Annotated in this window: 26 protein-coding genes and 1 pseudogene; 9 read left to right on the top strand and 18 right to left on the bottom strand. The window is 42.1% G+C overall.

Features of this window, described 5'->3' with window-relative positions:
* Positions 1-209: 209 nt before the first annotated feature.
* The 3 genes and pseudogenes from AB8P72_RS07620 to AB8P72_RS07610 all read left to right on the top strand — a co-directional run.
* The gene (locus AB8P72_RS07620) at positions 210-821 is read left to right on the top strand and encodes a hypothetical protein (RefSeq protein ID WP_198328862.1); all 612 of its coding nucleotides are present in this window, start codon (positions 210-212) and stop codon (positions 819-821) included.
* 121 nt (positions 822-942) lie between these two features.
* Positions 943-1,461 carry a helix-turn-helix domain-containing protein gene (locus tag AB8P72_RS07615; RefSeq protein WP_198328863.1) on the top strand — a complete coding sequence of 173 codons (519 nt, stop codon included), beginning with the start codon at positions 943-945 and terminating at the stop codon, positions 1,459-1,461.
* Positions 1,446-2,288 (top strand): annotated as a pseudogene (locus AB8P72_RS07610) (IS3 family transposase); the annotation flags it as partial. The gene AB8P72_RS07615 and the pseudogene AB8P72_RS07610, both read left to right, overlap by 16 nt.
* Positions 2,289-2,373: 85 nt before the next feature.
* On the opposite strand, the gene accC reads toward AB8P72_RS07610, so the two are convergent.
* The 5 genes from accC to AB8P72_RS07585 all read right to left on the bottom strand — a co-directional run bounded on the left by accC (position 2,374) and on the right by AB8P72_RS07585 (position 7,980).
* A complete protein-coding gene (gene accC / locus AB8P72_RS07605) occupies positions 2,374-3,741 on the bottom strand; it encodes an acetyl-CoA carboxylase biotin carboxylase subunit (RefSeq protein WP_305935566.1) in 1,368 nt (455 codons plus the stop codon).
* 158 nt (positions 3,742-3,899) lie between these two features.
* Entirely contained in the window at positions 3,900-4,328 is a 429-nt protein-coding gene (gene accB / locus AB8P72_RS07600) for an acetyl-CoA carboxylase biotin carboxyl carrier protein (protein WP_144296917.1), read from the bottom strand.
* A 254-nt stretch (positions 4,329-4,582) separates the two neighbouring features.
* Positions 4,583-5,950 carry an MATE family efflux transporter gene (locus tag AB8P72_RS07595; protein ID WP_305935565.1) on the bottom strand — a complete coding sequence of 456 codons (1,368 nt, stop codon included), beginning with the start codon at positions 5,948-5,950 and terminating at the stop codon, positions 4,583-4,585.
* A gap of 348 nt (positions 5,951-6,298) precedes the next feature.
* Positions 6,299-7,339 (bottom strand): hypothetical protein, encoded by a 1,041-nt coding sequence (locus AB8P72_RS07590; RefSeq protein WP_289050270.1) that lies wholly within the window; start codon positions 7,337-7,339, stop codon positions 6,299-6,301.
* 149 nt (positions 7,340-7,488) lie between these two features.
* On the bottom strand, positions 7,489-7,980 hold the full coding sequence (locus AB8P72_RS07585; RefSeq protein ID WP_289050268.1) for an EVE domain-containing protein: 492 nt from the start codon (positions 7,978-7,980) through the stop codon (positions 7,489-7,491).
* Between the two features lie 283 nt (positions 7,981-8,263).
* Between AB8P72_RS07585 and hemW the strand changes: the two genes are divergently transcribed.
* The gene (gene hemW / locus AB8P72_RS07580; protein ID WP_289050266.1) at positions 8,264-9,586 is read left to right on the top strand and encodes a radical SAM family heme chaperone HemW; all 1,323 of its coding nucleotides are present in this window, start codon (positions 8,264-8,266) and stop codon (positions 9,584-9,586) included.
* 70 nt (positions 9,587-9,656) lie between these two features.
* On the opposite strand, the gene AB8P72_RS07575 is transcribed toward hemW, so the two are convergent.
* A complete protein-coding gene (locus AB8P72_RS07575; protein WP_289050264.1) occupies positions 9,657-9,797 on the bottom strand; it encodes an entericidin A/B family lipoprotein in 141 nt (46 codons plus the stop codon).
* Positions 9,798-10,051: 254 nt separating this feature from the next.
* Between AB8P72_RS07575 and AB8P72_RS07570 the strand changes: the two genes are divergently transcribed.
* Positions 10,052-10,624 carry a tRNA (cytidine(34)-2'-O)-methyltransferase gene (locus AB8P72_RS07570; RefSeq protein WP_306495103.1) on the top strand — a complete coding sequence of 191 codons (573 nt, stop codon included), beginning with the start codon at positions 10,052-10,054 and terminating at the stop codon, positions 10,622-10,624.
* Positions 10,625-10,735: 111 nt separating this feature from the next.
* On the opposite strand, the gene AB8P72_RS07565 is transcribed toward AB8P72_RS07570, so the two are convergent.
* From AB8P72_RS07565 to tusD, 4 genes are all read right to left on the bottom strand, one after another.
* Positions 10,736-11,092 (bottom strand): TusE/DsrC/DsvC family sulfur relay protein, encoded by a 357-nt coding sequence (locus AB8P72_RS07565; RefSeq protein ID WP_369811270.1) that lies wholly within the window; start codon positions 11,090-11,092, stop codon positions 10,736-10,738.
* The gene (locus AB8P72_RS07560; RefSeq protein ID WP_068408717.1) at positions 11,089-11,442 is read right to left on the bottom strand and encodes a hypothetical protein; all 354 of its coding nucleotides are present in this window, start codon (positions 11,440-11,442) and stop codon (positions 11,089-11,091) included. The genes AB8P72_RS07565 and AB8P72_RS07560 overlap by 4 nt, the downstream gene beginning before the upstream one ends.
* 86 nt (positions 11,443-11,528) lie before the next feature.
* Positions 11,529-11,852 carry a hypothetical protein gene (locus tag AB8P72_RS07555; RefSeq protein WP_068408719.1) on the bottom strand — a complete coding sequence of 108 codons (324 nt, stop codon included), beginning with the start codon at positions 11,850-11,852 and terminating at the stop codon, positions 11,529-11,531.
* 96 nt (positions 11,853-11,948) lie between these two features.
* Positions 11,949-12,407, bottom strand: coding sequence for a sulfurtransferase complex subunit TusD (tusD, locus tag AB8P72_RS07550; protein ID WP_369957560.1), 459 nt, complete (start codon positions 12,405-12,407; stop codon positions 11,949-11,951).
* A 326-nt stretch (positions 12,408-12,733) separates the two neighbouring features.
* Between tusD and glnE the strand changes: the two genes are divergently transcribed.
* Entirely contained in the window at positions 12,734-15,583 is a 2,850-nt protein-coding gene (gene glnE, locus AB8P72_RS07545) for a bifunctional [glutamate--ammonia ligase]-adenylyl-L-tyrosine phosphorylase/[glutamate--ammonia-ligase] adenylyltransferase (protein ID WP_082894412.1), read from the top strand.
* A gap of 305 nt (positions 15,584-15,888) precedes the next feature.
* Positions 15,889-16,818, top strand: coding sequence for a branched-chain amino acid transaminase (locus AB8P72_RS07540; protein ID WP_068408726.1), 930 nt, complete (start codon positions 15,889-15,891; stop codon positions 16,816-16,818).
* Positions 16,819-16,947: 129 nt separating this feature from the next.
* On the opposite strand, the gene AB8P72_RS07535 is transcribed toward AB8P72_RS07540, so the two are convergent.
* The 4 genes from AB8P72_RS07535 to AB8P72_RS07520 all read right to left on the bottom strand — a co-directional run bounded on the left by AB8P72_RS07535 (position 16,948) and on the right by AB8P72_RS07520 (position 21,053).
* Complete coding sequence (locus AB8P72_RS07535; protein WP_068408727.1) at positions 16,948-17,829, bottom strand: ChbG/HpnK family deacetylase; 882 nt, start codon at positions 17,827-17,829, stop codon at positions 16,948-16,950.
* On the bottom strand, positions 17,826-18,275 hold the full coding sequence (locus AB8P72_RS07530; protein ID WP_068408729.1) for a GtrA family protein: 450 nt from the start codon (positions 18,273-18,275) through the stop codon (positions 17,826-17,828). The genes AB8P72_RS07535 and AB8P72_RS07530 overlap by 4 nt, the downstream gene beginning before the upstream one ends.
* Positions 18,268-19,371: a glycosyltransferase family 2 protein gene (locus tag AB8P72_RS07525; protein WP_305935563.1), complete on the bottom strand. Its 1,104-nt coding sequence runs from the start codon at positions 19,369-19,371 to the stop codon at positions 18,268-18,270. Before AB8P72_RS07525 ends, AB8P72_RS07530 begins: the two co-directional genes overlap by 8 nt.
* A gap of 74 nt (positions 19,372-19,445) precedes the next feature.
* Positions 19,446-21,053 carry a glycosyltransferase family 39 protein gene (locus AB8P72_RS07520; RefSeq protein WP_369957559.1) on the bottom strand — a complete coding sequence of 536 codons (1,608 nt, stop codon included), beginning with the start codon at positions 21,051-21,053 and terminating at the stop codon, positions 19,446-19,448.
* Positions 21,054-21,242: 189 nt separating this feature from the next.
* On the opposite strand from AB8P72_RS07520, the gene AB8P72_RS07515 reads away from it, so the two are divergent.
* The gene (locus tag AB8P72_RS07515; RefSeq protein WP_068408735.1) at positions 21,243-22,106 is read left to right on the top strand and encodes a glycosyltransferase; all 864 of its coding nucleotides are present in this window, start codon (positions 21,243-21,245) and stop codon (positions 22,104-22,106) included.
* A gap of 63 nt (positions 22,107-22,169) precedes the next feature.
* The gene (locus tag AB8P72_RS07510; RefSeq protein WP_227515021.1) at positions 22,170-23,276 is read left to right on the top strand and encodes a glycosyltransferase; all 1,107 of its coding nucleotides are present in this window, start codon (positions 22,170-22,172) and stop codon (positions 23,274-23,276) included.
* A gap of 101 nt (positions 23,277-23,377) precedes the next feature.
* On the opposite strand, the gene AB8P72_RS07505 is transcribed toward AB8P72_RS07510, so the two are convergent.
* The 4 genes from AB8P72_RS07505 to AB8P72_RS07490 form a co-directional block, all read right to left on the bottom strand.
* Positions 23,378-24,073, bottom strand: a complete 696-nt coding sequence (locus AB8P72_RS07505) for a putative nucleotide-diphospho-sugar transferase (RefSeq protein WP_369957558.1) — start codon at positions 24,071-24,073, stop codon at positions 23,378-23,380.
* Positions 24,074-24,175: 102 nt separating this feature from the next.
* Positions 24,176-24,943, bottom strand: coding sequence for a hypothetical protein (locus AB8P72_RS07500; protein ID WP_068408739.1), 768 nt, complete (start codon positions 24,941-24,943; stop codon positions 24,176-24,178).
* A gap of 94 nt (positions 24,944-25,037) precedes the next feature.
* The gene (locus AB8P72_RS07495; RefSeq protein ID WP_369957557.1) at positions 25,038-25,886 is read right to left on the bottom strand and encodes a hypothetical protein; all 849 of its coding nucleotides are present in this window, start codon (positions 25,884-25,886) and stop codon (positions 25,038-25,040) included.
* Positions 25,887-25,915: 29 nt separating this feature from the next.
* The gene (locus AB8P72_RS07490) at positions 25,916-26,716 is read right to left on the bottom strand and encodes a glycosyltransferase (protein WP_191692477.1); all 801 of its coding nucleotides are present in this window, start codon (positions 26,714-26,716) and stop codon (positions 25,916-25,918) included.
* Positions 26,717-26,803: the final 87 nt, after the last annotated feature.

The raw sequence follows: 26,803 nt of genomic DNA, 5'->3' as shown, positions 1-26,803 counted from the left end.
GGCGTTATTTTTGTGTATATACACTTAATATTTGGTAGGTGAGTTTTAAAAACAATATTGGGCATGAATTTATTGATGAAGGGTTACGTTGAGGTCATGGTTGATCAAAGTCGTACGACTAATAGCATAATGTTACTTGTGTTTTTGGTGTCTAAGACTTACGCTAATGTACGTCTTATTTATTATTATAATATTAAAAAAGGTTAATTATGGAACCTATATCTTTTGCTTCATTTTCATTGGCTTCTATTTTAGCGTCACTGCCAGTGAACGGTGAAGCGGTTAGTAAACCTACCATTACCACCCATATCAGTCCCGCTATCGCCGGACAGTGGGAGATAGATTTAGACAGTGGCATCACGATGACCAAAGAAGCGCAAGCTAAGCAGGCGGCGTCAAAGATGGAGCTGGGCAAAATTGATGAACCAAAAGTAGGCACTGGCGCTGAGGGTGGCGTGTTGATCCAAAATGAAAAGCGTATCGTCAAGGTGCAGCCAACTAGCAGTAAAAACCTGCTAACCGCTAAGTCTACTCAATGTCGGGAAATTTATAATTTTGCGGCCGATAATGAGATGTGGGCAGTCAGTGGTAAAGAGTGGACTTACGGGCGTTACTTAGTCACCCATCGTGATGAAGGCTTACCTATTATTGCGCTAAAAACGGTTTATGATAATAACGAAGTCGATTGCTCGGGTAATCAGGTAGATCAAACTGGCGAGGCATTAATAGCGTTTTTGAACCATGAAGGCAATAAAATGCAGTGGTGCGCCGATCCTGAGGGTACAGAATGCTTTATGAATTTCACCAGAATATTACCTTAGCATTCTTTTAGCGTTATTTATAAAATTTAAGCAGCACTTTATAAAATTTAGACATATAAAAAAACCGCTATCTTTTTGAACTGACCCCCATAAGTTGGACACAACTTTTGGGGGTTATTTTATGAAATACGACATAGACTTTAAGATAAGAGTGATCGTCTATTATCAGCAAGGTCATTCCGCTTATGCTACCGCAAAGCATTTTAATATTAATGATAAAGATGTTTTTAAGTGGGTCAACCAGTACTTAAAAGACGGTATACTTGCAATCAAACCTAAAACTGGCAAAGCCATCTACAGTCGTGAGTTCAAGCTTCAAGTCCTGACCACAATGGCAGGTGAAAGTTTAAGTCAATCACAAGCCGCTTTGAGGTTTAACATTAGCTCACCTGCTTTAATCAGTGCTTGGCGTAGCTCCTATGCCCGTCATGGTATGCTAGGCTTAACTGCTAAAGCTAAAGGACGACCCACTGTGAAGCATCCTTATCTCACTGACAAACCTGACCATGAAAAGAGTATAGAAGAGATCAAACGCGAGAATGAGTATTTGCGTGCGGAGAATGCTTATTTAAAAAAGCTCGATGCCTTGCTCAAAGAGAGGAAAGCCAACCAGACAAAGCAAGGCTCATCGAAGGATTAAGAGAGCATCATCCATTATCTGATCTACTCGCCATAGCAAAGCTTGCGCGGAGCAGCTTCTACTACCATAGAGCGAGTCTTACTAGTAAAGATAAATACGCCGATCTTAAACAGCGTATCCGTGATATCTACCATCACCATAAAGGTCGATATGGCTACCGTAGAATCACCCAGACACTTAAAAATGAAGGTTTGATTTATAATCATAAACTTATCGCACGGCTTATGGGACAGCTTAAGCTTAGTGCAAGAATTAGAAAGCAAAAGTATCGATCCTATAAAGGTCAGTGTGGCGTCATTGCTAAGAATAGAGTCAAACGCAGGTTCAGAGCGAAAGCGCCCAATCGCAGGTGGTTTACTGACATTACAGAGTTTAAAATAGGAGATGAGAAGTTGTATCTGTCACCGATACTAGACTGCTTCAACAATGAGATCATCAGTTATACGCTCTCAAGACGACCGGTGTATGATTTGGTGAAACAGATGCTAGATAGTGCAATTAAGGGCATACCTACAAAGCGCAAGGAGGAGCTAACACTGCACTCAGATCAAGGGTGGCATTATCAGATGAAGACGTTTGCGAATACGCTTAAAGAGAATGACATTAAGCAAAGTATGAGCCGAAAAGGCAACTGCTTAGACAATGCATTGATGGAAGGCTTCTTCGGTACACTAAAGTGTGAGACTATTTATCTTGAAAAGCCGACCTCGATTGAGGCTTTAGAGAAACAGATTCATGAGTATATGCATTATTATAATCATGAAAGAATTCAGCTGAAACTAAAAGGACTGAGTCCTGTTAAGTACAGAACTCAGTCCTTGTTGTAAACTTAAACCGTCCAAGTTTAGGGGGGCAGTTCATTTAGGTAGCGGTTTTTTTTAATTTCTGCTTAAACAAAAAGACTAAGACTAACTAAGAAGCAGAATCAGATTTATCTTTATTAGACGTTAATAACTCTCTTTCTAGATAATGAATGTTTTGCGCTTCATTAACAAATTTATCATCCGCTAAAATCACATCACGATGCAAGGATATATTGGTTTTGATACCTTCAATCACCAATTCGTCAAGCGCATGCAGGGTTTTAGATATCGCTTGCTGACGTGTTTGACCGTGACAGATCAGCTTGCCAATCAAGGAATCATAATAGCTTGGAATCTCATAACCTGGGTAGAGGTGCGAGTCAAAACGCACGCCCGCGCCACTTGGGGCAAACAACTGATTGACCGTACCTGGACAAGGCATAAAGGTCGCTGGATCTTCGGCATTGATACGGCATTCTATGGCGTGGCCTTGAATTTCAATCTCGCTTTGACGATAAGATAAACCGTAGCCGGCGGCGATTTTAAGCTGTTCAACGACGACATCGATGCCGGTAATCATCTCAGTCACTGGATGCTCAACCTGCACGCGAGTATTCATCTCAATAAAAAAGTATTCATTATTTTCAAATAAAAACTCAAACGTACCCGCGCCGCGATATTTGACCAGCTCACAAGCTTTGACGCAAGCATTTAAAATAGGCTGACGCACATCGTCAGGGATATCTGGGGCAGGTGCTTCTTCTAAGACTTTTTGGTGACGACGTTGTAATGAACAATCGCGGTCATACAGATGAATGGCATTGCCATTACCATCGCCCAGTACTTGCACTTCTACATGACGCGGATTTTGGAGATAACGCTCCATATAAACGGTATCATCACCAAACCACAGCTCAGCCTCTTGTTTGGCAGCTTGTACTTGGCCAATAAGCTCATCAAAACGCTCAACAACGCGCATACCGCGGCCACCGCCACCAGAAGCAGCTTTAATCAAGAGGGGAAAGCCGATATTGCGCGCTTGCTCTTCAGCGTTATGCAAAGTGACGGCACCCACTGAACCGGGGACTGTTGGTACGCCCGCTTTTTTCATGGCATTAATGGCTGATACTTTATTGCCCATTAAGCGAATGTGGTCAGCATTGGGACCGACAAAGGTCAAACCAGCTTCTTCAACACGTTCAGCAAACTCAGCATTTTCTGCCAAAAAACCATAACCGGGGTGAATAGCATCAGCACCCGTGATTTCAGCGGCGGTCAAAATGGTGCTAATATCGAGATAGCTTTGGTTGGCGTTGGGTTTGCCAATACAGATGGCTTCATCAACAAAGCGCAGATGCATTAAATTGGCATCCGCCGTTGAATAAACACCAACGGTCTCTATGCCAAGCGCCTTGCAAGCTCGAACGATACGTAGGGCAATCTCACCTCTATTGGCGATGAGCAGTTTTTTTATCATGGGGTCATCCTTGTCAAAGCGGCAGTCATTGATAGCCTCGCTATTTTGGACATCGTAACAGCAAACTGCGCTACATCAAATTTAGACAAATCGAGCGCTGATGTCGATGAATAATAACGAGGTCTCAATCATTACAAAGTAAAGGTTGGTAGATAGCGTTACGCTTTATAGCGTATGACTGGCTGACCAAACTGTACCACTTCAGAATTATCCACTAAGATTTCATCAATGACGCCGCTTTGAGTCGCTTCAAGAGGATTCATGATTTTCATGGCTTCAATGATACCAAGCGTATCGCCTGCTTGTACTTTTTGACCGACCTTTACAAATGGCGGGTCATTAGGACTTGGGGCTGAATAATAAACACCCACCATTGGCGAGGTTTCAACGCTGCCAGCTTTGACAGCGGCTTTTGCGGCGGCAGCGACAGGTGCAGCACCTGCGGCAGGCGCAGCCATCATCGTCGGTGCTGGCGCATCATAGTGACGAGTCAAACTGATGTGTTCGTCATCTGAGCTGATTTCTAAATTAACCAGTTCACTTTCTTCCATGAGTGCGATCAGGGTGCGTATTTTTTCAATATCCATAATTTTAATTTTGCCTTGTACTAATTTCTAGAAAAAAAATAGTGTAACTAAATATTGTATTGGTAATTGCTAATGATACCTATATTCACGCCAATGAGCAATCGATGTACAGTTGTTAACTGAGTTTTTTTACATATTATGACGTAAGCGTGCTTAAGCGTAAGAAATATTCAATGATTTATCATAGTCGATGTCATAAGGTAGCGCCAGTCATGGTTACTAGACGCTACGTTCGAACCAAGCGTATGAGCGCATCAAGCCCATAATGTTGTCAAGCGTTTTTGCTGATAGCGCAGACGCAAACTTAATAATATAGACGATAAGAATAAGCCTGTGATGAGCGCCATCCAAAAACCCTGCGCGCCAACGTCGGTGAAGCGCACCAGATAAACGCCAAGCGGTAAAGCAACCAACCAATAACAAAATAGCGTCACCCACATCGGCACATTGGTATCTTGCATACCGCGTAATATACCAGCGACATTGACTTGCCAGCCATCAAATAATTGATAAGCGAGGGCGAAAATGAGTAAGTGCATGGCTTGCGCGCGTACCACAGGATTATCGGTGAATGCCGCCGCCAATTGCGGTCTAAACAACCAAACGCCAAGCATAGAAACCAGCGCAATGATAACCGTCCATACAAGCCCTGTGGCTAATACTTGACGCAGCGCCATCAGATTTTTTTCACCAAAGCGGTTGGATATCATAATGGTCAGCGCCATCGCCACCGAGATGGGTATCATAAACAGCTGCGACGTCACTGATAGCGCCACTTGATGCGAGGCGGTCGCAATCTCACCGAGCGGACTGATAACTAGTGCCCCTAAACTAAATAAACTGGCTTCAAAAAAGATAGAGATACCAATCGGAATACCAAGTTTTAGTAATTTTTTAATTTGCGTGCGGTTAGGACGGGCAAAAGCATAAAAGAAGCGCGTACTGGCAAATTGCTGACGTTTGGTAAAGCTCGTATATGTCGCTAACAGCAAGACATTAATCCAAAGTACGATGGCCGTTGCTACCCCGCAACCAGCGCCGCCCATTTCGGGCATACCAAATAAACCGTGGATAAAAATATAGTTAAGCGGAATATCGGCAAGTAGCCCGATGATACTAATAACCGTCACCGGCTCTGGTCGGCCGAGCGCCTCACAGTAACTGCGCAGCACGGCATAGACCGCGATTGCCGGAAAACCGAACGATACCCCATGTAAATATTGCGCAGCGATGGGTTGGATGTTTTCAGGTACGCCCATCACCCCAAGTATATTGGGCGCTAGATTGACAATGATAAAGCCGAGAATACCAATGACGCCGGCCGTCCATAACGATTGCTGGGTAATATGCGGCACTTGGCTATGATTGTTTTGGCCGATGGCTTCGCCGATAAGCGGCGTGGTGGCAATCAAAATACCCGTTGCCAATAAAAACAGCGGCAGCCAAATACCGGAGCCGACAGCCACGGCCGCCAAATCAAGGGCAGAAACTCTGCCCGCCATAATGGCGTCGACGACACCGAGCGCAGCTTGGCAAAACTGGGTAATTAAGATGGGGAGGGCGAGTACGCCTAAGCGTAAGCTGTAACTTTTAAAATCTCTAAAGGATAATGGGAAAACCATAATGAGCAACTTTTTATTCTTTGCAGTAATTATTGTGGATGAGCAAATGCTGCCATCAACAAGTTAATAGCGAAACAGTGAAATAGGATTGGTGCGACGATAATACTCCGATAAATAATATGAGCAAGTCCATTTTTAATGATTATTAATATCAACATGCCGACAGAGTAAAAAATTAAACAGGTAAGACCAAAATGAAAAATGACCCGTCAATCTGTAAGTAGAATTGACAGGTCATCATCAGAAAAAATAGTAAATAAGCTAAAGCATGAGGTTAGTGGTTTAACAGTGTTCGTTCATACTTGGCTCTCCTTTAGCTAGGGTAGCAGTACAGACAAAAGCAACTATTTATAACGATTCAGGTAAATCTTGCACCAGCGCTTGATAGCCAATCAAGCTGTTATTGGCATCGAATGCTTGTACGACAATCGCATAATTGGTTGAGCGATCGGGAATAACAGGCGCAAACTGAGTTTCAAGATTGCTCAATAGCAGATTCTGAACATAACCGTTAGCGCCTGATTCTGCTTTATTAACATCAATTTGACTGACTAAGACGTGCTTAGTATTGCTAGAATTTTGCCAGATGACGGTTCTTTGACTACCATTACCGGTAATATCTAGGTTTAGCTCGCCAAGTTGATAATCAAGTGGGTAAGTCTTAAAGTTAGAGCGGTCGCTGATGGTATAGCTGACATTACAATTATCTTGCCCGCTTGATAATTTCTTGCCGCCCAGACCGTCTTGGTACTCAAAACTGCCTTTCCAAGGCGCACCTGCTTCATTTTTTGCAAAGTTACCAGCAAAAGTTGTTAATAGGTTTGGTGTCTCTATGCCTAAATCGCTGACATACTTAATATCTAAAAATTTTAATGTATCAAGGCTACCCGTTACTTTACCCGCGATATAGTTGTCGACTTTAATTGCTGAATTGATACCTAACACATTGTTTTCTTGGCAAGCTTGCTGCTGATAACTAAAGCTACCATCAACTCTACCAGCGCCATCTTTACTGATATCAAAGTATACCGCACCGATATCGATATCGCTGTCGTCACCATCATCAATCTCGACAAAGTGACCCACATAAAGACCGCCGCGACCGCCTTCTGGCGTTAACTTATCCAAGAACTTATCAAGCGATTCTTCTGGTAAAAAGACCGACTCCAAAATCTCAGCCATGGATTTTTCATCATCGCTTAACTTATCTTCGACCTCTTTATATTTCTCTTTGACTTTATCTTCTACGCGATCGTATTCGTCTTTTACCTGATCTTCTACGCGATCATATTCTTTCTTAACTTTATCGCCATCACTGCCGCAGGCGCTGAGAGTTAGACTGAGGATACTGGCGGTTAACACAGATAATAGTAGCTTGGGTGCGCTCATAAATGAGTCCTGATGGTCGATTGCTATAACAATAAGAGAGAAGCGTAAATAAAAAATAATTTCTGTGCATAAATATAGCAAAATCTATCAGGTATGTGCGTGGATAAATGTGCACTCATACCATAAAAATTCTTACGCCATCGTTACCGTCAAATCCTATCATTCTCTGGCAACAGATTCAGCTCTTCTGCCATATCCATAATCGTGTTCCAATGCTTGGGTTCAAGCGGCAGAATGGTCAGCTGCTCACAGCCTTTTCTTAGCAATAAAGAATCCTCAAGCGCCGGCAAAAATTTAAGCTGCGCTAATGGCAATATATCGATAAAGGCTTGCTCAAAAGTCACATCTACCATGTACCAGCGCGGCTCATCTTCAGTTGCTTTAGGATCATAATGGCGATGTTCGGGGTGAAACTGGGTTGGGTCGGGATAACCAGCTTTGCTGATAATTACGATACCAGCGACGCCAGAAGGTTTGGCGCTAGAGTGATAAAAAAATGCTGTATCGCCGACTCTCATATCGTCACGCATAAAGTTGCGGGCGCGATAATTACGTACCCCATCCCACATCTCCGTGCCCGCACGTTGTAAATCTTCTATATTAAAACAGCGAGGATTGGATTTGATAAGCCAATATGCCATGGTTTTATCCTTGTAAAATTATTAGTGTAATCATAACGATTTAATAGTGATGGCTTTAAAAGCTGCTCATCATTTATTTTCATTGTGTGTTCATTTCTATTCTTTGTAGTTATCGAGCTTATCTAGCATTACCACTATCAGCTATTGCTGCAAACGCCGATTGTTCCCAATACTTTTATGGCCAATTTATGCTGATTAGGCTTTTCTTTAGCGCGCCCAGCCGTTATCCTAGCGCTACTTTCTGCTGATGACCGCAGCTACTCCTTTATAGATAAGTCCGCTTATGTCAAATATCAAATCCGCTCATTTTTCGAATAATCTTGACGCTACTAATCGGAACGAAACAAGTGCGCTTATAGTGAAAGATATTCCGTTAGCACTTTATATCCATATTCCTTGGTGTGTGAAAAAGTGCCCTTATTGTGATTTTAATTCGCATGAGCTGCCGATGGACAGTCAGCTATCTATGTATGATGAATACGTCGATACGCTATTACTTGATGCAGCGTCACAGCAAGCGTTAACCCAAGGGCGAGAAATCAGCTCAATATTTATCGGTGGCGGTACACCGTCGCTACTGCCCATTGCCCAGTATCAGCGTTTATTTAACGGTTTGCGTGAGATTTTTCAGTTTGCAGGTGACATTGAAGTGACGATGGAGGCCAATCCAGGCACCCTTGAGCATGCACCATTTGCACAGTATTTAGATGTAGGCATCAATCGTTTGTCGATTGGCGTACAAAGCTTTGCTGCTGGCCAGCTCACCACGCTGGGGCGTATTCACAATCCCACCCAAGCATTATCAGCTATTAAAGCCGCTCGTCGCGCTGGATTTGAACGTGTCAACGTCGATTTGATGCATGGGCTACCGCAGCAAACGATGAGTGAAGCCCTGAACGATATTCAAATGGCGCATGAGGCAGGTGCTACACATATTTCTTGGTATCAGCTAACGATTGAGCCAAATACGGTGTTTTATCGCAGTCAGCCGATTTTACCCGATGAAGATAGTTTGGCAGATATTGAGCAAGCGGGGCAGACATTGCTTGAGCGTTTGGGCTATGACAACTATGAAGTGTCGGCCTGGGCAGGTGCGTCCGATAAACCTTGCCGTCACAACGTCAATTATTGGCAATTTGGTGATTATTTAGCGATTGGTGCTGGTGCGCACGGTAAAGTCACCATTGATGATAGATATGGAAATCAAACATTAACGGCTGATAGAGTGTCTGATGAGGTATTAAAAAAGGTATCAACAGAGACGGGTATTTATCGCTTTAGCAAATCTCGTATGCCAAAAGACTATATGACTTTTGATATCGACACGAGGAATAATATAAAAAAAGAGGGCGCGCCAAAAATGGTCGGCTGGCAGGCAATTGCGAGTGATGAGCTGGTCAGTGAGTTTATGCTTAATGCCTTACGTTTACGTGAAGGCGTGACATGGTCTTTGTTTGAAGCTCGAACAGGGCTGAGCTATGACAATATTGCTCTAGAAGTAAATCAACTTATTCAACAAGGGTTATTGGTAGATGAACATGAACACTTACAGCCAACGGCGCTGGGGAGAAGATATCTTAATCAGATCTTAAGAGTGTTTTTGTAAAATTCGCAGATAAAAAAAGAAGCTTACCAAATGATAAGCTTCTTTAACATAAGTCTAAAAAGGCTCAGACTTAGATTTTGTTTTGTACGTCTTGTGCAGTACCAGTTACAGCGCCACCAGCACTTGATACGTCTTGGCCTAGACCTTTAAACGTGTTGCAACCAGTTAGTACAAACATAGCAGTCAAAGAAGCGATAACTAATTTTTTCATAATTTTTTCCTCAAAAAAGACAGGGTTTATAAGTAATAACAGTAAACTATAGCGTTTTGCTTAAGTTTCACTGAGGGGTTACAGGATACAAGGACAATGTTTTTAAATTATCTCGTTATCCATTAGGGTCATGATAATCAAAGTTAAAATCAGTGCCCAGTATCAAAATGTAATTATTGGCAGTAAACTGTAACTTTTGATTACGTCTGCCATATAAGTTTAGACAATACGCTTAAATCATTTACGGAGTTTGTATGACCATTCATATCGTGTTGGTAGCGCCAAAGATGCCTAGCAATACTGGCAATATTATACGCTTATGTGCCAATAGTGGGGCGCAGCTACATTTGGTTAGGCCGTTAGGGTTTGAGCTCAACGATAAGAAGCTACGCCGTGCAGGTCTCGATTATCATGAATACGCTCATCTGCAAGTACATGACGATTGGGCAATGACCAAGCAAGCGCTACAAGCGACTGGTTGCGAGATTATCACCGCGCTGACGACTAAGCTGAGTAAACCGTTTTATGACTATGATTTTAGTGGACAAACGACTCAGCATTTAGACAGCAGTGCGTCTAATAGCCCATCATCACATCATGTGGCGCTGGTCTTTGGTTCTGAAACGGCAGGGCTGCCAGAGGATATCCGTACCGATATCGGCGCTGATAACTGGCTACGCTTACCAATGCTTGCGGATTCGCGCAGTTTAAATCTTTCTAATAGCGTGGCAATATGCTTGTATGAAGTTTGGCGACAGCAAGGATTTGACGGCGATGAAGGTCGCAGTATCGGTTATGACACCTTGACCGTTTATGACCCAAAATAGAGTAGAGATAGAGAAGCTAGCAGGGTGATTGGGTAAAAAGCGGTTAAAGAAAATCAGTCGTTTAATTTTCTTTAACCGCTTTTTTGCTACTTTTTTTATAAACCACGTGTTTTATAAACAATTTGGCGGTTTTGGCAAGCCAGCAAGACGATTGACATGACGGGCAACCAAACCCGTATTAAATAACTGCTGGAGCTTTTGATTGCTGATGTCATGCTCAGGCAAGGTTTGCTGTAGCCATTTAATCAGCGGGCGGGTCGCTGGCGCGTGATTAAATTTGGTAAAAAATGCGCGTACCTGCTGTAAGATGGCTAAATGTTCAGCATTTAAAGTTACATCTAGAGTATTCGCGAGCTGCTGCGCAATCGCAGGCGTCCAAACTGTATGGTCGCATAAATGCCCGTCTTGGTCTAAGTCCACTGCAGTCATCTTCTCAGCAGGTGTAATATCATCTTTAGGATTCATCATAGAGCAATTGTTACCACTTTATCAAAGGTAGCGCCATTCGCATAAGTATTTTGAGTTAAGGCGACCCATTCATCATCGCTCAAAACAGCCGTTAATTTGGCGGATAAATTGAGCTTTGCCGCCGTATTATCATTCAGCTGCGCTACGTCCTCAGCGAGAGCATAAATAGCCGCTACATCTTTTGTTTCAATGTACTCAAGGTCTTCCAAATAAGCATTAAACCAGTCAATAAAAGCGACCGTTGTGCCCAATAATATAATGCTATCACCCGCACGCCACGTCGATGTCATTTGTTCTGTGCTGCGTCTGAGCGTATCCATACTGCTATGTAATTGATATAAAGTTGCCATAATCGTGTCCGCTTACTTACTATATTTGTTGTCATATTAAAATAAATATTAACAATGTAAATTCGTCCTAGCCCAAAAAGTTGCTACTAAAAGACTAAGATCTGGTCAAATTCTTGCGAATTTACCACCTCTGGTATCAAGGTCAGCTGCGTCGCCAAATCTGCCGGTAACATGCCCGCAATCCAACCGCTAAACACATCGTCCGGTAACCAAGCGGCTGGCATATCATATAACTCAAGCGACTGAATCATGCCATGCAAACGTGATTCAGGCTGCATTAAAAAACCAAAGACCGGCGCATCCAAATACAGCTGCACCTCATGACCAAAAGTCGCTAAGGTTAAAGCCAGCGCGCAGCCTTCATAACTTACCATCTCGGTAGGCGTATGCAAGCGAATGAGTAATTTCATGATGTATTCCTAATCTGATTATCGCCAACCACTATTATTCATCTGGTTATTATTAAGTTGGCTGTTTTGACAGCGAGTTGTCATGTAAAACGCTGTTTAAAACTGGAGTAAACGACAGTTACCTTGCATCATCATCGCAAGCTCACTCAGTCCTACCAGCTCAAAACTAGCTGCCAGATTTTCGCTATCTAACTGATGGCGAGTGCTATTTTCGCTATCTGAAATACCGCGGCTAAGCGCCGTACTGACACAAACAGGCAGCGTCAACTGATATTGCTCAGCAAGCTTTTGCCACTCTTGAGTGATATTCATCTGGTCTGCTGACTGCCAGCGCAAGCGATTGGCGGTATTGGCGGCATCGGCATAGAAAAAAATATTCAATGGCGCAGGTACGTTTTCATTATTATTGCTGTTATCGGTCTCATCATTATTGTTCGTGTCATTATTATTTGTATCAGTGTTTGCTAGATAGGTACGCGCATAGCGTAGCGCAAGATATGCCAGCGGATGGCTGGGATCAGCAGTAATTAATAATAGCGGGGTTGTGGTCGTCATAATCGCGGTGTCACTTATGATGAATGAGAATAAAGAAAAAAGCACAGCGTCTCAAGATTTTTAAGACCCAAAGTGTTTAAAACTCAAGATTTCTAGGTTTAGGTTTTAAGTCCTTTTAAGTATTGGCTATTGTAGCATTATTCGCAAAACTTTCTTATGTTCGTCAGTTCTTAGTCAGTAAAGTGCTGTCAGTAGCATGGCTGAGGATTTATGCTACTATAAAAATCCTAAAATAAGATTGTTTATAGCCGCGTTAATATTGTAAAAATAATTTTTGCGATTGATGTGGTTTTTATAGCTTTATGCTGCAAGGAGTTGTCGTCGTTATGCTATCTACCATGCCTAGTAGTACAGGCTTTCAGCCTAGCCCAGAGCAGCTACAAGTGCTACAGACTGCCAGCGAGTTTGCTTATCAGGTTTGGAAAAGTCGAACGGGCGCTTGCCAGACGTTTTTGCGCAGTTATCCATTACAGAGCACGTTAACGCGCCAGCAAATTGATGATTTGATTCAAGATTATACCTTGGATGAGAATTATCAGCTCGCCAATGAAGACAAGGTAATGAGTGGTTTGCGGCATTTGCGTATGCTGCTAATGATGCGCTGGATTTGGCAAGATGCCTTGGCCATGATTGAGCTTGAGCAATTGACCGATGAGCTGTCTGAATTTGCCGATGGCTGCATTTTATTTGCCAAAGACTATACCTATCAGCAGCTGATTGCGCAATATGGGCAGCCGACCTTTATTAATGCGAAGGGGAATGTGCAAGTCGATGATATGGCGATTATGGCAATGGGTAAGCTTGGCGCGCATGAGCTCAATTTATCCAGTGATATCGACCTTATTTTTGTGCATCAGGCGCGCGGTGAAACAGACGGTGACAAAGCAAAAGGCACGCGCAGTATTGATAACAAGCGTTTTATGACCCGGCTTGGACAAGGTATTATTAGACTGCTCGATAATAATACCGCTGATGGTTTTGTGTTTAGGGTTGATATGCGTTTGCGTCCGTGGGGCGATGGCAGTGATTTGGCGATTCATTTATCCGCATTGCAGAAGTACTTTGCCCAGCATGGGCGGGCGTGGGAGCGTTTTGCTTGGCTCAAAGCCCGCGTGGTTGGACACATCGAGCAGCCGTTTTACGATGACATACAAGCGCTGATTAAGCCTTTTGTATTTCGTTATTACGTTGATTATAGTGCTTTTTCAGCCCTCAGAGAGATGAAGTCTCTGATTCAAAATCAAGTCGCTCAGCGCGAAGACTTAGACAATATCAAGCTTGGCGCGGGTGGTATCAGAGACATTGAGTTTATCGTTCAAGCCTTTCAACTGATTTATGGTGGTCGGCATCCGCAGTTACAGGTTAAGTCTTGTTTGGCAGCGATGCAGGCACTGTGTCAACTTGGGTATTTAGAAGAAACTACTTATCAAGAACTGCAGGCAGCTTATCGTTTTTTACGGCGCCTTGAACACGGTATTCAAGCGATTAACGATCAGCAAACGCAGCGCTTACCGCATGACCCAGAGTGGCAGCATAATTTGGCAATGACCCTTGGCTTTGATGATTGGGCTGGGTTATTAGCGACGCTGAATGATCACCGCTATCATGTCAATGTGCCGTTTGAGCGTATGGTTACTGAACGGCAGATACCGGATCAAGACGATGATGAGTTTGAGCCTGAACATCTAAACGAGCAGATTGCGCGCTTAAATGAGGTATTAACTGAAGAAAATCGCGAGCGTTTACAAGGTTTTTGGCAGTCAAAAATGGTCGCCAATTTGAGCGATGAAGCGCGTGAGCGTTTGGATGATGCGTATCCTGTGATTGTCCACGCGCTCCTTGTCCATGAAGAGCAGCAGCAACTTGCTAATATCGCTTTGCCGCGTTTAATAAATTTGCTAGAAGCCATTTGCCGCCGTTCTATTTATTTGGTGATGATTGCAGAAAACCCCAATGCCACCGTTGAGCTGATTCCGATGTTGTCGGCTAGCCCTTGGATTGCAAAAGAGTTGGCGCAGTATCCGGTACTTTTAGACACGTTTTTGCAGCAGCGCTATCGACATCTGCCAGACAAGCTTGAGCTGCGTGATATTTTGCGCCAGCAGTTGTTGCGCGTAGAGCCTAACGATGAAGAAGAATTGCTGAGCGTACTGCGATTGTTTAAAAAGAACCAAGTGCTCGCAGTGGCTGCCAGTGACGTGCTGGCAGAGCGCCCTATCATGAAAGTGTCAGACTCACTGACCTACATTGCTGCTGTGGTGTTAGAGGCGGCGCTGGAGCGTGCCTTTGCGGAAATCGTCAAACGTTATGGTTACCCAATTGGTCAAGATGGCGATCCGGTCACCGAAGCGGATTGCGGCTTTGCGATTATTGGTTATGGCAAGCTTGGCGGGCTTGAGTTATCCTATTCATCCGATTTAGACTTGGTGTTTTTGCATAAAATAAAAGAGCAGGGCATGACCACGGGTGAAAAATCGGTCAGTGGTATGAAGTTTGCCGCCCGTTTGGCGCAAAAGCTGATGACTTATCTGAATACCCAAACTCGTGATGGCCGTGCTTATGAAGTCGATATGCGCCTGCGTCCCTCGGGCAATGCGGGCATGATGGTGGTTTCTTGTCATGCGTTTGAAACCTATCAGCTTGAGAAGGCTTGGTCTTGGGAGCATCAAGCATTGGTACGGGCGCGAGCTATCTGCGGTGATAAGCGCGTGACCGCCCGTTTTTGTGACATTCGTCGTACCGTTTTGGCGCTACCGCGTACCATTGAGCAAGTCCGTATCGAAGTAACCAGTATGCGTATTAAAATGCAAAAGCATTTGGGCACCAGTCAGCACCAGCAGCAAGCGGGCAAGTTCCATCTTAAACAAGATGCGGGCGGTATTGTAGACATTGAGTTTCTCGCGCAGTTTGCGGTATTGGCTTATTCGCATGAACATCCAAGCTTGACCAAATGGAGTGATAACGTACGTATTTTTGAAGAAGTTGCCGCGCTTGGTATTTGGGAAGTAGAAGTTTGCCAAGATTTGACCGATGCGTATTTACGTATCCGCGCCGCGACCCATCAATTGGCACTATCTGAGCAATCGTTACTGGTGGATGAGTCATTATGGACAGAAACGCGAGCACTGGTACAAGCGCAGTGGCAGCATTTGATGGGCGTAGAATCTGCTGAATAATCCTGCCATAAAACAATAATGCGGCGTTATAAGTTCATTGCAATAAGCGTAGGGCTTTGATAGCCATTGTAACGAATGGTATATGAATAAAAGCCATGCAGTGATAAACTAAAATATTGTATTTGCTTCTCGTGCCGGTGCTATAATCACTGGCACCTTAAATTTGCAGATAGAAAAATTGCATCTGAAATTGCATCTAAAAATAGGCACTCAGTGTCAGCAGGCAATTTTACTTAAAACACTTATTTAACCATTAACACTCAACAAGAAAAGTTAGACGTCAGCGCTAGCATAAGGACTATTAAATGAATATGGCAACACAAGAAGGTAAGCTTTGGATGAATGGCACGATGATTGAACAGCCAGATGCCAAGGTTCATGTGCTTACGCATAGCCTGCATTATGGTATGGCGGTGTTTGAAGGGGTACGTGCTTACCAAACGGCTGACAATCGCACTGCAATTTTTCGCTTAAAAGACCATACCGATCGTCTACTGGGTTCTGCCAAAATATTTCAAATGAATGTACCGTTTGATGCAGCCGCACTTGAGCAAGCGCAAAAAGATGTGGTTAAGCAAAACAACTTGGCAGAAGCCTATATTCGCCCACTTATTTGGGTTGGCGCCGAGAAATTGGGTCTATCATCGCGTGACAATAGTATCAATGCGATGGTCGCTGCTTGGCATTGGGGCGCATATCTTGGTGAAGACGGTATCAAAAACGGTATCCGTGTAAAAACCTCGTCATTTACCCATCACATGACCAACGTGACCATGTGTAAAGCTAAAGCCTCAAGCAACTATCCTGTGTCTATAATGGCTAACCAAGAAGTCACGCGTAATGGCTATGATGAAGCTATCTTGATGGACCCACAAGGTTATGTCTGCCAAGGCGCGGGCGAGAACTTGTTCTTAGTCAAAGATGGTGTACTGCATACCCCAGATTTGGGCGGCGGCGCCCTTGACGGTATCACTCGCCGTACTATCATTCAATTCGCTGATGATTTGGGTATCAAAGTCGTTGAGCGCCGTATCACTCGTGACGAGTTTTACTTAGCCGATGAAATCTTTATGACAGGTACCGCGGCTGAAGTGACGCCTATTCGTGAATACGATGACCGCGTCATCGGTAATGGTGGTCGTGGTCCATTGACTGAGAAGTTGCAAACCTTGTACTTTGATGTAGTCCATGGCCGTAATGAGCAATATATGGATTGGTTAAGCTTTATTGATTAATTTTTAAAGCTGCATTTTATTTTTAAAACCATATTGTATGAAATAAAAAAGCTAAGACTGAAACAGTCTTAGCTTTTTTCTCTTTATCATTGCGTCACTTTTATTATGACTTTGATAATTATTAAAGGTTCAAGAGGGTGATGTTATATCTGACCAGCGCATCAATTTTACTTCATACTGAGCTAATAACTCTGCAAACTCGTCACTGATTAACCACTTATACTCAATCTCACGAGCCCCTTTGATGTCATCCTGCCAGCTATTACTTCTACTTTCAGGAACAGCAGGATGACACATAATCAGTGTAGGTGATACGTTAGCTGTATGACAGGGTGCAGCTTGCAGCCACTTTTTCCATAACATTGCTAATTGCTGACGATCAGCATCAAAACCATAAACCCCACCAAATTTATCATTGGTTATAATTCGATGATGCTGACAAGATTTTCGCCAAGCATAACCACCTAGTATATAAATGATCCAAGACTTTACGTCATTGATAAGCGGTGTAGTAACGCGTGCGCTCAGCATGCCTTTTGCTATCTTATCACTATAGCGGTTAGTGAGCTCTTTAATCAAACCCTCACGAATAACAGGAAACTGATGAATATGTTGATGTCCGTCAATAAATACAGGCGCACGATTAAAGCGTTCTTCAAATCCATCTAATTGTTGTTTAATAATATCGGTTACTTGCATGGGATTAAAACGACGCAAGTAGCTAGCGATAATGATTGATTTTAATGAACCACGCAGGGCGGAAGCAAATATACCCGTCAAATCTAAATGCAAGCCAATATCGACATTGAGTTGGTTCAGACGATTGATATCGCTATCCGTAATTGTACCGCCAACCATATAGCTGCTGGCACCAATACGTCCAAGTTCAGCAAGATGAATGACGGCATCGTTAACGGCAGTCGACAATCCTAAATCATCAACGTTAATAATCACAGGGCGGGCATGGTTAGATAGCGCAGCAGCTTGCTCTTTATAATGAGGATGGCTCATGATTTAAACGCCCAAAACTTGCCCAAGGCAAAGGTCATAACGGTAATAACGCCCGTGACCAGTAGCCATATCACTATATAATACTGCTCGCCAAACCAACGTAACCCTAAAACAAATAAGCCTTGATTGGCAATAAATCCTGCAGCAGAACTACTAAACCATTTTCCTAAAGCAGGAAGATGCTTTTTTTTATGAATATGATTATTGTTGTGCTGAATGCTCTTATCTGAATACTCTGATTGTTTAAAGGTAAGATAAAAATGCCCGAAAAAGCTGACCATAAAAGCAAGTAAAAAAGCGCCTACGTTTGCCCATGCTGGCGTGGCAGTCGTGAAATTAACAATACTGACCAATACTAAAAAATGCACCAAAGCCGCACTGGCACCAACGGCTAAAAACCAAAGGGCTTGCATAGCATTCGATTGCGTTTCTGCTGTGTTATTCATCAGCTGGTTTGTCCATTGCACTTTTGGCCGTCGCCTGTAGGTAATTATCAGCGTATTGATGAGTAGTATGCGCAGACTTGCTATTGATGACTTCATCGATTAAATACAGTGGTCGCTGCTTAACCTCTTCATAGAGTCTACCGACATATTCGCCAATCACGCCAATACAAACCAGTTGTATACCAGTAGAGAACATAATTCCTGCGGCAACCGTTGCCCAGCCTGCGACATCGCTACCAAATATTAAGGTATCTATCACGATATATAAGCCGTATAAAAAAGCCAATGCAGAGACTGCAAAACCTATGCGGGAAATCAGCCGCAGTGGTCGCTGAGAAAAGGAGGTAATACCTACAAGTGCCAATTCAAACAAGCTGCCATAGTTAAATTTACTTTCACCAGTATCGCGATTGGCAGCGGTAAAGGGCAAATAGACCGTATTAAAGCCAACCCAAGCATACAAGCCTTTCATAAAGCGTTGGCGCTCTGGTAATGAGCGTAAAGCATTTAGCACCTTGAGATTCATCACCCGAAAATCACCGGCATTAGGACGAATCTCGTAGCGCTGACTGTCTTGGATAAAATGATAAAAACTGCCTTTTAAAGTTTTTGCAAGTCGGCTTTCATGCGGGCGATTGGCTTGAATACCCGCGACCATATCAATATCTGATTGCTCAATCATCGTTAGCATTTGTGCTAATACTGCTAAGGGATGCTGTCCATCGGCGTCAATCATAGCAACCATCTCGCCTCGCGCAGCTGCTAGACCAGCACTGAGCGCAGGCTCTTTACCAAAATTACGCGATAAACGTATGAGCTCTAATTCTGTATTTGCTGGACGAGTAGGCATTAACTGTGTGACTACCTCGACTAAGTTATCGCGGCTACCATCATCAACAATAATAATCTCACAGTTTGCTATTCTTGCTGTTGAGCTCTCTAGATTTTGCTTGGCCGATGCTATATCTACTGGCGCGCGTAGTGTCTGCGTAAAGGCGAAGACCTCTGGCAAAAAGGCTTGTAAGGCTTCAGCATCATTATACGCAGGCATAATAATTGACAAATAAGGGCGAGATTGTGACAACTGTTCTAGCATAAACACTCAATTATTTTATTCATATAAATGGCTATTTACCAGCCGCTGATAAGCAAATGCTGATAGGCAAAGTTTTATTTAGAATGCTTAAAGCAGCGACTTGGGACATAAGCCACCCAGTTTATCAATAACGGTTTTTCTATCTTACCGTCACGCCAATCAATCTGCCATTGACCTTGCTGCTTAATTAAGGCATTAGCGTTGTTATGGCTATTCTCTACTTCAGTATTGGCAATAGCATCAACATCATCAAGCAACGGCAGGACGATATCTTCTTCGCCCTCTTGCCACATGACTAACGTGCCATTTTCTTGTAGGCGCTGGGTGTTCATCCAGGGCGAGTGACTGGCAGGACCGGATATCATTTGTGAGGGAAAGCCGCTATTCATCGCCACTAATGCGCCAAGCCAGCGATCACCTGAAACGCTATCAAGTGTACAGCTACTCAATGATTGCCAAGTAGTCTGTGCTTGAACTGTCAATGCCTGCTCCGGCCACTGCATACGAGAAGGCTTATGACGAATCTTGTCGCCGAAGCCCACATATACTACCATTAGTACGGTAACAAGGGACAACCAAATAGTCAGAGCTTTTCGTAGCTTGATGGCGGTTAATAATTGAGTGGCAGGTGCTATCAAGGAGGCAGCGAGCAACCCTGACAGTGCCCACATTGGCATGCCCCACATATCACGCAAGCCCACCCCAAACACCAAGCTTAAAACAACCAATACCGCGATTGGTGATAACCACATATACCAAAGCAGTCCTGCGTCCTGCGGTAAGCTGTGCTTGTAGTCATCAGTCTTTAATAAACGCTTGCGATTAACAGCAAGCATAATTAGTAGCGGAATATGGGCGACAAGCTGAGCAATGATAAATCCTATCCAGCTAAAATGCCGCTTGATGTTATATGCCCCCGCAGCAACCTCTTGCGAGCGTCCACTGGCATAACTAAGCGGCAACCAATCGTGCGTTGCTAACCAATATAAATGCGGTGCGAAGATAGCCAACATAATAAAAGCCGCTATCCACGGTTTCGGTTGTTTTAATAATGGCCACTGTTTTGGCAGCATTAAATAGAATGCCATTGGTATCAGTAAGAATATCACGGTGTACTTGGTTAGCATGCCAAGTCCACCAATCACACCCAGTAATATCCAATCTCTGAGACGGTTTTGAGTCAAAGATTGATAAAACGCTAAGTACAACCCTGCCCAAATGGGAAACTGAGCGACGTTGTGATTAAACTCAAGGCTAGGGTAAGTGTAGTACAGAACCGCTAAAGTTAACGCGCTACCGATTAGAGCGGTGGTTGGTGACCAAATCTTCTTACCTAACTGATAAATTAGGACTAAGGTCAGTAAGACAGATAATTGGCTGAGTAAATAAGGGCCAACATGACCAAACAATTGATAAAAGCTGTATAATATCCATGACGATAATGGGGGATGTTTATAATAGCCCCATTGCCATTCGCTGCCCCAATTTATACCCTCGCTAACATCGAAGGGTACACTGCTGGCTAGAAAGCTTGGAGTGATAGACCAAACCAAAAAGTAAGCCATTAAAAACAACCCAAACCCGCGCCAAGATTTAGGTTTTTCAGGCTGTTGTTTAGAGAGAATATCCATGCCATTATTTATAGGCTGAGCATAAGAGGACGATTGTTCAGCGGGTGTCATAATACGAGCCTTATAATAATACAACCAACTTAAAGTAAGTCTGGTCTATAAGTTTTTCCGTATTATAGAGACAATTGATAGATAGGCATAGTCGGGCACGATTTTTATCTGTCGTATTATGAGTTTTTCGTTATTAAAAACCATTAACATATAATAATTTTTATTATACTTAATTATTAGGATTTAATTATGAGTGATGAGATTATCAAAGTTTTTGTAGGGTGCGATCCTAATAACTGTGATTTAGAGCAAATGATGGTTTTAGAGTATAGTATTCGTAAACATACCAAATCGCTAGTCGAAATCATATGGATGCAGCTATCACGCAATCCAGATAGTTATTGGTATTCTAACACTGAAACAGGAGAAGGTTGGAATACGGCTAAGTGGGCAACCCCTTTTTCAGGATTCCGTTGGGCAATTCCAGAATATTGTAACTATTCTGGCAGAGCAATTTATATGGACGCCGATGTGGTCATCTTGAGCGACTTGGCTCAACTATGGCAACATCCTATTGAAGGCCAAGCTATCGTAGCTGCTAAAACGAATGCTGATATGACGAGGTTATGTACCTGCCTATGGGATTGTACCAAAGCGAAAAGCAAGATACTGCCAGTTGACCAGCTTAGACAAGATGTTGATAGTCATCAAAAAATGATGGATTTAATTAAGTTTAACCCTCAACTCGTTGAACCTTATGAAGATAGCTATAATTGTATCGATGGTGAAGACTTGGCATTAGAACAGATTAAGATATTACATTATTCAGACATGGGCACGCAGTTTAGTCATAAATACGCGCTTGCAAGAGTCGAGGAGGAGGGGTTTAAACATTGGTTCGATGGTAAAATAATGCCACATCCAAGAACTGAGCTTAGTGAATTATTTGATAGCTATTATAATGAAGCACTTGCTGCTGGATATAAACTAGATGATTATCGCGTTTCGCCGTTTGGTCATTTTCCGAAAAAAACGCATAAGCGTTATAAAGGCAATAAGATAACCCGTCAAAAAGATACTAAGTCATTTTTTTCGCGTTTATTTAACTTATAAACTGTCAATATTATTGAAATGCAGGTAGCATGCAACTTTATAAAAAACGATTGAGGATACTTGATGCGTGCTATGGCGTCACAAAAAGATAAGATTGTCCTATCTATCAACTCCCTACAAGGCGCGGGTGCCGAGCGATTTGTTTTAACAATAGGGGCAGCTTTTCATCAATTAGGCTTTGATGTTCATGTATTGCGATTTAATGCTAAAGTAGAGTTTACGTTAGACGAAAATTTAACTTATCATTTAATAGACTACGAGCGTTATCGTTGGTTACCAAAAGGTAAGATACGCTATTCAGTTATTGCCAAAAAAGTAGACAACTATATTCTTAAGAATATTGGTCAGCCTACTTTGCTTTTATCTAATCTGGAGCGTTCAGACAGTATTTTTTGTTATAGTAAGCTGCCAAATATTATTTATGTTATCCATAATACGTTATCGTTATATTATAAGTTTAATGAAACAGATAGTGATAATTTGAAGTTAACACTAAGAGATAGATATTCAAAACATCCTTGCGTGTGTGTAAGCGAGGGTGTTAAAGAAGATTTTGTAAGATATTTTGGTGAGAGTATCCCAGTAACTGCTATTCATAACCCAATTGATAGAGATGGTATTCAGAATTTAGCTGAAGCTTTTATTCCAGAGTATCAAAACTATATTATTCACGTTGGTAGTTTTAAGGAAGCAAAGCGCCACGATATTTTATTAAAGGCTTATGCACAGACAGATCAGTCTTTGCCATTGTTATTAGCGGGTCAAGGTAAGCTTAAAAGTGAAATAGAACAATTAATTATAGATCTCGATTTGTCAGATAAAGTTGTTCTTCTCGGGTTTTGTGAAAATGTATTTCCTTATATTAAACATGCTAGATTTCAAATATTAACTTCGAACTGGGAAGGATGTCCTTTAGTTGTTGCAGAAGGATTAGCGGTTGGAACTCCAATCATTAGTACTGATTGCAAGTCTGGACCTAAAGAGATGCTACCAAAAAAGAATTTGATGCCAACAGATGATATCACCCTTATCAGTGAGAAGTTAAACCAAGCTATGAAAGACTCACAACAATTCTCTGCTCCTTTTAATGAAGCGCTTCTTCCTATTCCCATCGCTAAAAAATATTTGGCGTTTGCAGAAAGCTGTGCTAAACAAACAAGCATGGGCTAAGTGATGAGTATTTAACTGTATTTAGGATAAGTTCTTAACTCGAAAAAACTTACCTAACATTTTCTGGTATTTTCAAAATTAGGATATACTCTAGACAATAGTTATTTATTTAATAAAATACCGATAGTTATAACAATTAACAATACAATACCGCCTATAAATCTATTACGCTGTCGTATCTTTTGCCGTTTAAGCTTAGTATGACCACGGCTGGCCTGATATTGCTCAATATAAATATCACCATCATAGTCTTTATCGAATATTTTTATATAACCGGGATTGAGTGCTTCTACGGTTAAAGTGTCGCCAAGCTTCTCCATAGCGACATCCAAACTGTCTTGGTCCACTTGTGTTAGTTTGCCGTCTACTTGTTCGGTTATCCATTGTTCTACTAAATTTATAGTATTGGCAGTATTGCTAAAAAACATAGTACTAGCTAGATAGTCGTGCGACATGCCCGGCAGTCCTTTAGTCTTATAAAAAGCGACATCAGCAGTAATAGTATTAAAATAATCTAAAGGTTTTTTGACCAGTGCATCGGCATCTAAATATAAAATATTTTTATTAGGGAGTTTTTTTAGACATTCTAAAATGAAGTGTGGTTTGATGCGAGTATTTGCTTCCCAGTAACCCGCATCTTCCACTTCTTTAAAGTAGTAATTGAGGTTAAATTCATCGAGCGATTGCTTTAGATTTAAAGCATGACTGCGATAACTATCGGTATAAAAACAACATACGATAAAGCTATCCGGTGCACTGATTTTTTCGAAGAATAATGGGGTTGAAGCTGAAGTCATGGAAAGCTCTGTAAATTTAATAATAAAACATGGATGGTGAGATTTTCTGGCGCTATATTAGATAAGTATTTCAAATATATCCAGTAGTATTAGTAACTGATTTTAATCTAACCACCACTCAGAGTTTTTACTCTTATGTAATGAGCGCATAGTAGAAAAAGCACTGTTGTTTTTTTGAAGCTTGTCAAAAACGGATAATAGCATTGTCGTCGCTAGCTTATCGGCCCCATAAAAACTCTCGTAACGCTTACGCATGTTTTTTAAAGTATCATCAGAGCCAATACGAAAATAAGTCAAGCCGTCGTATAAAGGAATGTCATTCCGATAAAACGCCTCAATATTGTCGTCGAGTAGGGGCAAAGATTCACAATTAGCAGGTCGTAGCAAAAACTGTTTACTTTCATAAACTCTTAAAGTAGTCACAAGCGTGGTGATATTCATCAAAATAGCAGCCCTGATGCTATCGGTTGAATGATCAACAAAGGTGTCACAAGCAGAAACAACCCAGCGTAAAGATAAATGCTCTAACAAATAGTCTGTTTCTGTATTCCATAACTGCTCAAACTCAGAAAAAATTTCTTTGGGCTTATAATTGCGACGTAGTAATACTACGAGTGTGGCATGATAAAAACAAAGCTCTGACTGCCCGATAAACTGATGTTTTAAATTCTCCAAATGAGCAGTTAAATCATTGGTTCGCGGTTTATGCGTTAAGGCTGAAGCATCGCACATAGCCTCTGTGATTAGAGAGGCTTTCATCTCATCAAGGCTTTTATTCATAAAGGTTTTGACGATTTTTCCTGCATTTAACCGTTTTTCACTTTTAAACAGTAAAATCGCTTTTCTTCGCCATCCACTCGGTGCTGTCATTTAATGCAAACCCTATTTGTAAATATTTATATATTGATTGAAGCGTGTATCTGACCAAAACTTTCTATCTACTAATTCATTTAAAAAATAGCAATTAATCTAGTGCACTAAATAGACCCTGAGAGACTGGTGAATGATTTACAACACGAACGTTATTTTCTTTATAAATCTTACCTAGCAGGTTAAAAGACGGCACAATCCGATCAGTGATTGCCTTATCTAATTTACAAGGCGCGCTATCGTTTTTATTCTCATAAAATCGAGGTTGGTTATTATTCAATAAATCAATCCCATATAAGTGGATCGTGCCAGCATGACGTGAATAAGCCAACTGGGCGGCGACGTAAGCTACTGTTCCTGCCTCTATAAACCCATATGTCATATCTAAAGATAGGCCGATAGGCGCAGGCTGATGCTGCGTATCTATAACAAAGTTAGGTTGATTGGCCAATAATGCTAGCGGTATCTTTTTATTATGTGATAGTGGTTTTGATAGCAGCCTACCAAACCAAGACTGATTTGTCTTTACGCTCCAAGCTCGATCGGCAGGATAGATAATACGCATTGCATTATGGTATTTGCTTATCATGCTGGGGTGTGAGATTGCTAATGCCTCAAACACTGCTAGAGTTGCATACAAAGGCTGGCCTGTGTAGTACTTGTTTAAAATATCTGGTTGATGTTTGACGAAGCGCGCATCACTAATGACATAACCGACGACATTGGTAAAATTGTATTGAGCCATTAGGCTAATACTGCCATTCACAAAAATAGTCGCCGTATCTACTAAGTCCGCAAATGATAAATCTGTAATAGATGGACCAGAAGCAATGATATTGACTGCTTGCTGGTGAAGGTTTTGCTCGGCTTCTCTTGCATCAAAAGCAGAAATACCAACACTCTGATTGTCAATATTAAAAGTGGCGCTAGGAGGTAATTCCATGTTGGGTTCCAGATGTTTCTATGACTTAGTTACACCCAATACTCTTGCAACCAAGGGCTAGGCTTCACATGACGATACCATTTGCCGCCGCCACCTTTGATGGCGTCTGGTGGATTAATCTCACCATGAAAGATAACAATTTTTGCGCCTTCAGGTAACGTCGGTGCACGTACAAAATTCAAAGGAGTAGGCGCCATACACTGATATTTAAAACTGACACACCAGTTTTTATCCCAGTACTCTAAATGGTGATGCTCACGCAGATAGTTAGAAAGATAAGCCTGCTCATGACGAACCTGTGTGCGAATGGTTTCAAAGTTGCGCTCAAAGTTTGCGAGCAAATCAGGATAGGAACCCATACCTATATTAAAGCGATAAACCGAGCTATTGCCAATCATACGCCATGGCTTTTTCCAGTCACGAATAATGACAACGCTGTCTTCATACTCAGCTTCATAAGTGAAAAAAGCATCAATGTTAGCGACGATAACAATATCGATGTCTAAAAATAAGGCAACACCTTTTAGATCATATAATTTAGGCTTAAAAGTGGTCAGTTTTTTCCAGCCACGTTCAGGACCAGCTGGTAAATCCATTTCTGGAATGGGGTAACAAGCAACTGCAGGGTCAATGCCAGTACTATCATCGGTTAGGCAAACCATTTGAAAATCTAAGGTCAAATGCCGACTAACCATATTATAAAGACGGTTGACGTATTCAGGACCATATTTATCGCCCCATTTCATACAAATAATATAACGCTGCTCGGCAGTGCTAGGATCGGTTTGTAGTTGCTCGGTCGATGAAAGGCTGGTCACGTCAGTCGCCATAATGTACTCATATTAAAGTCAATGAAGATTTGTTCAGTCACTAGTCAGCCAAAAAATATCCTAATAAATAACCGCTTGCTCATATTA

Origin of the sequence: Psychrobacter sp. CLB018 (assembly GCF_041222815.1) — a bacterium.
Taxonomy (GTDB): Bacteria; Pseudomonadota; Gammaproteobacteria; order Pseudomonadales; family Moraxellaceae; genus Psychrobacter; species Psychrobacter faecalis.
Note: the sequence above shows the minus strand (reverse complement) of the source record. Positions and strands in the feature narration are given on the sequence as shown.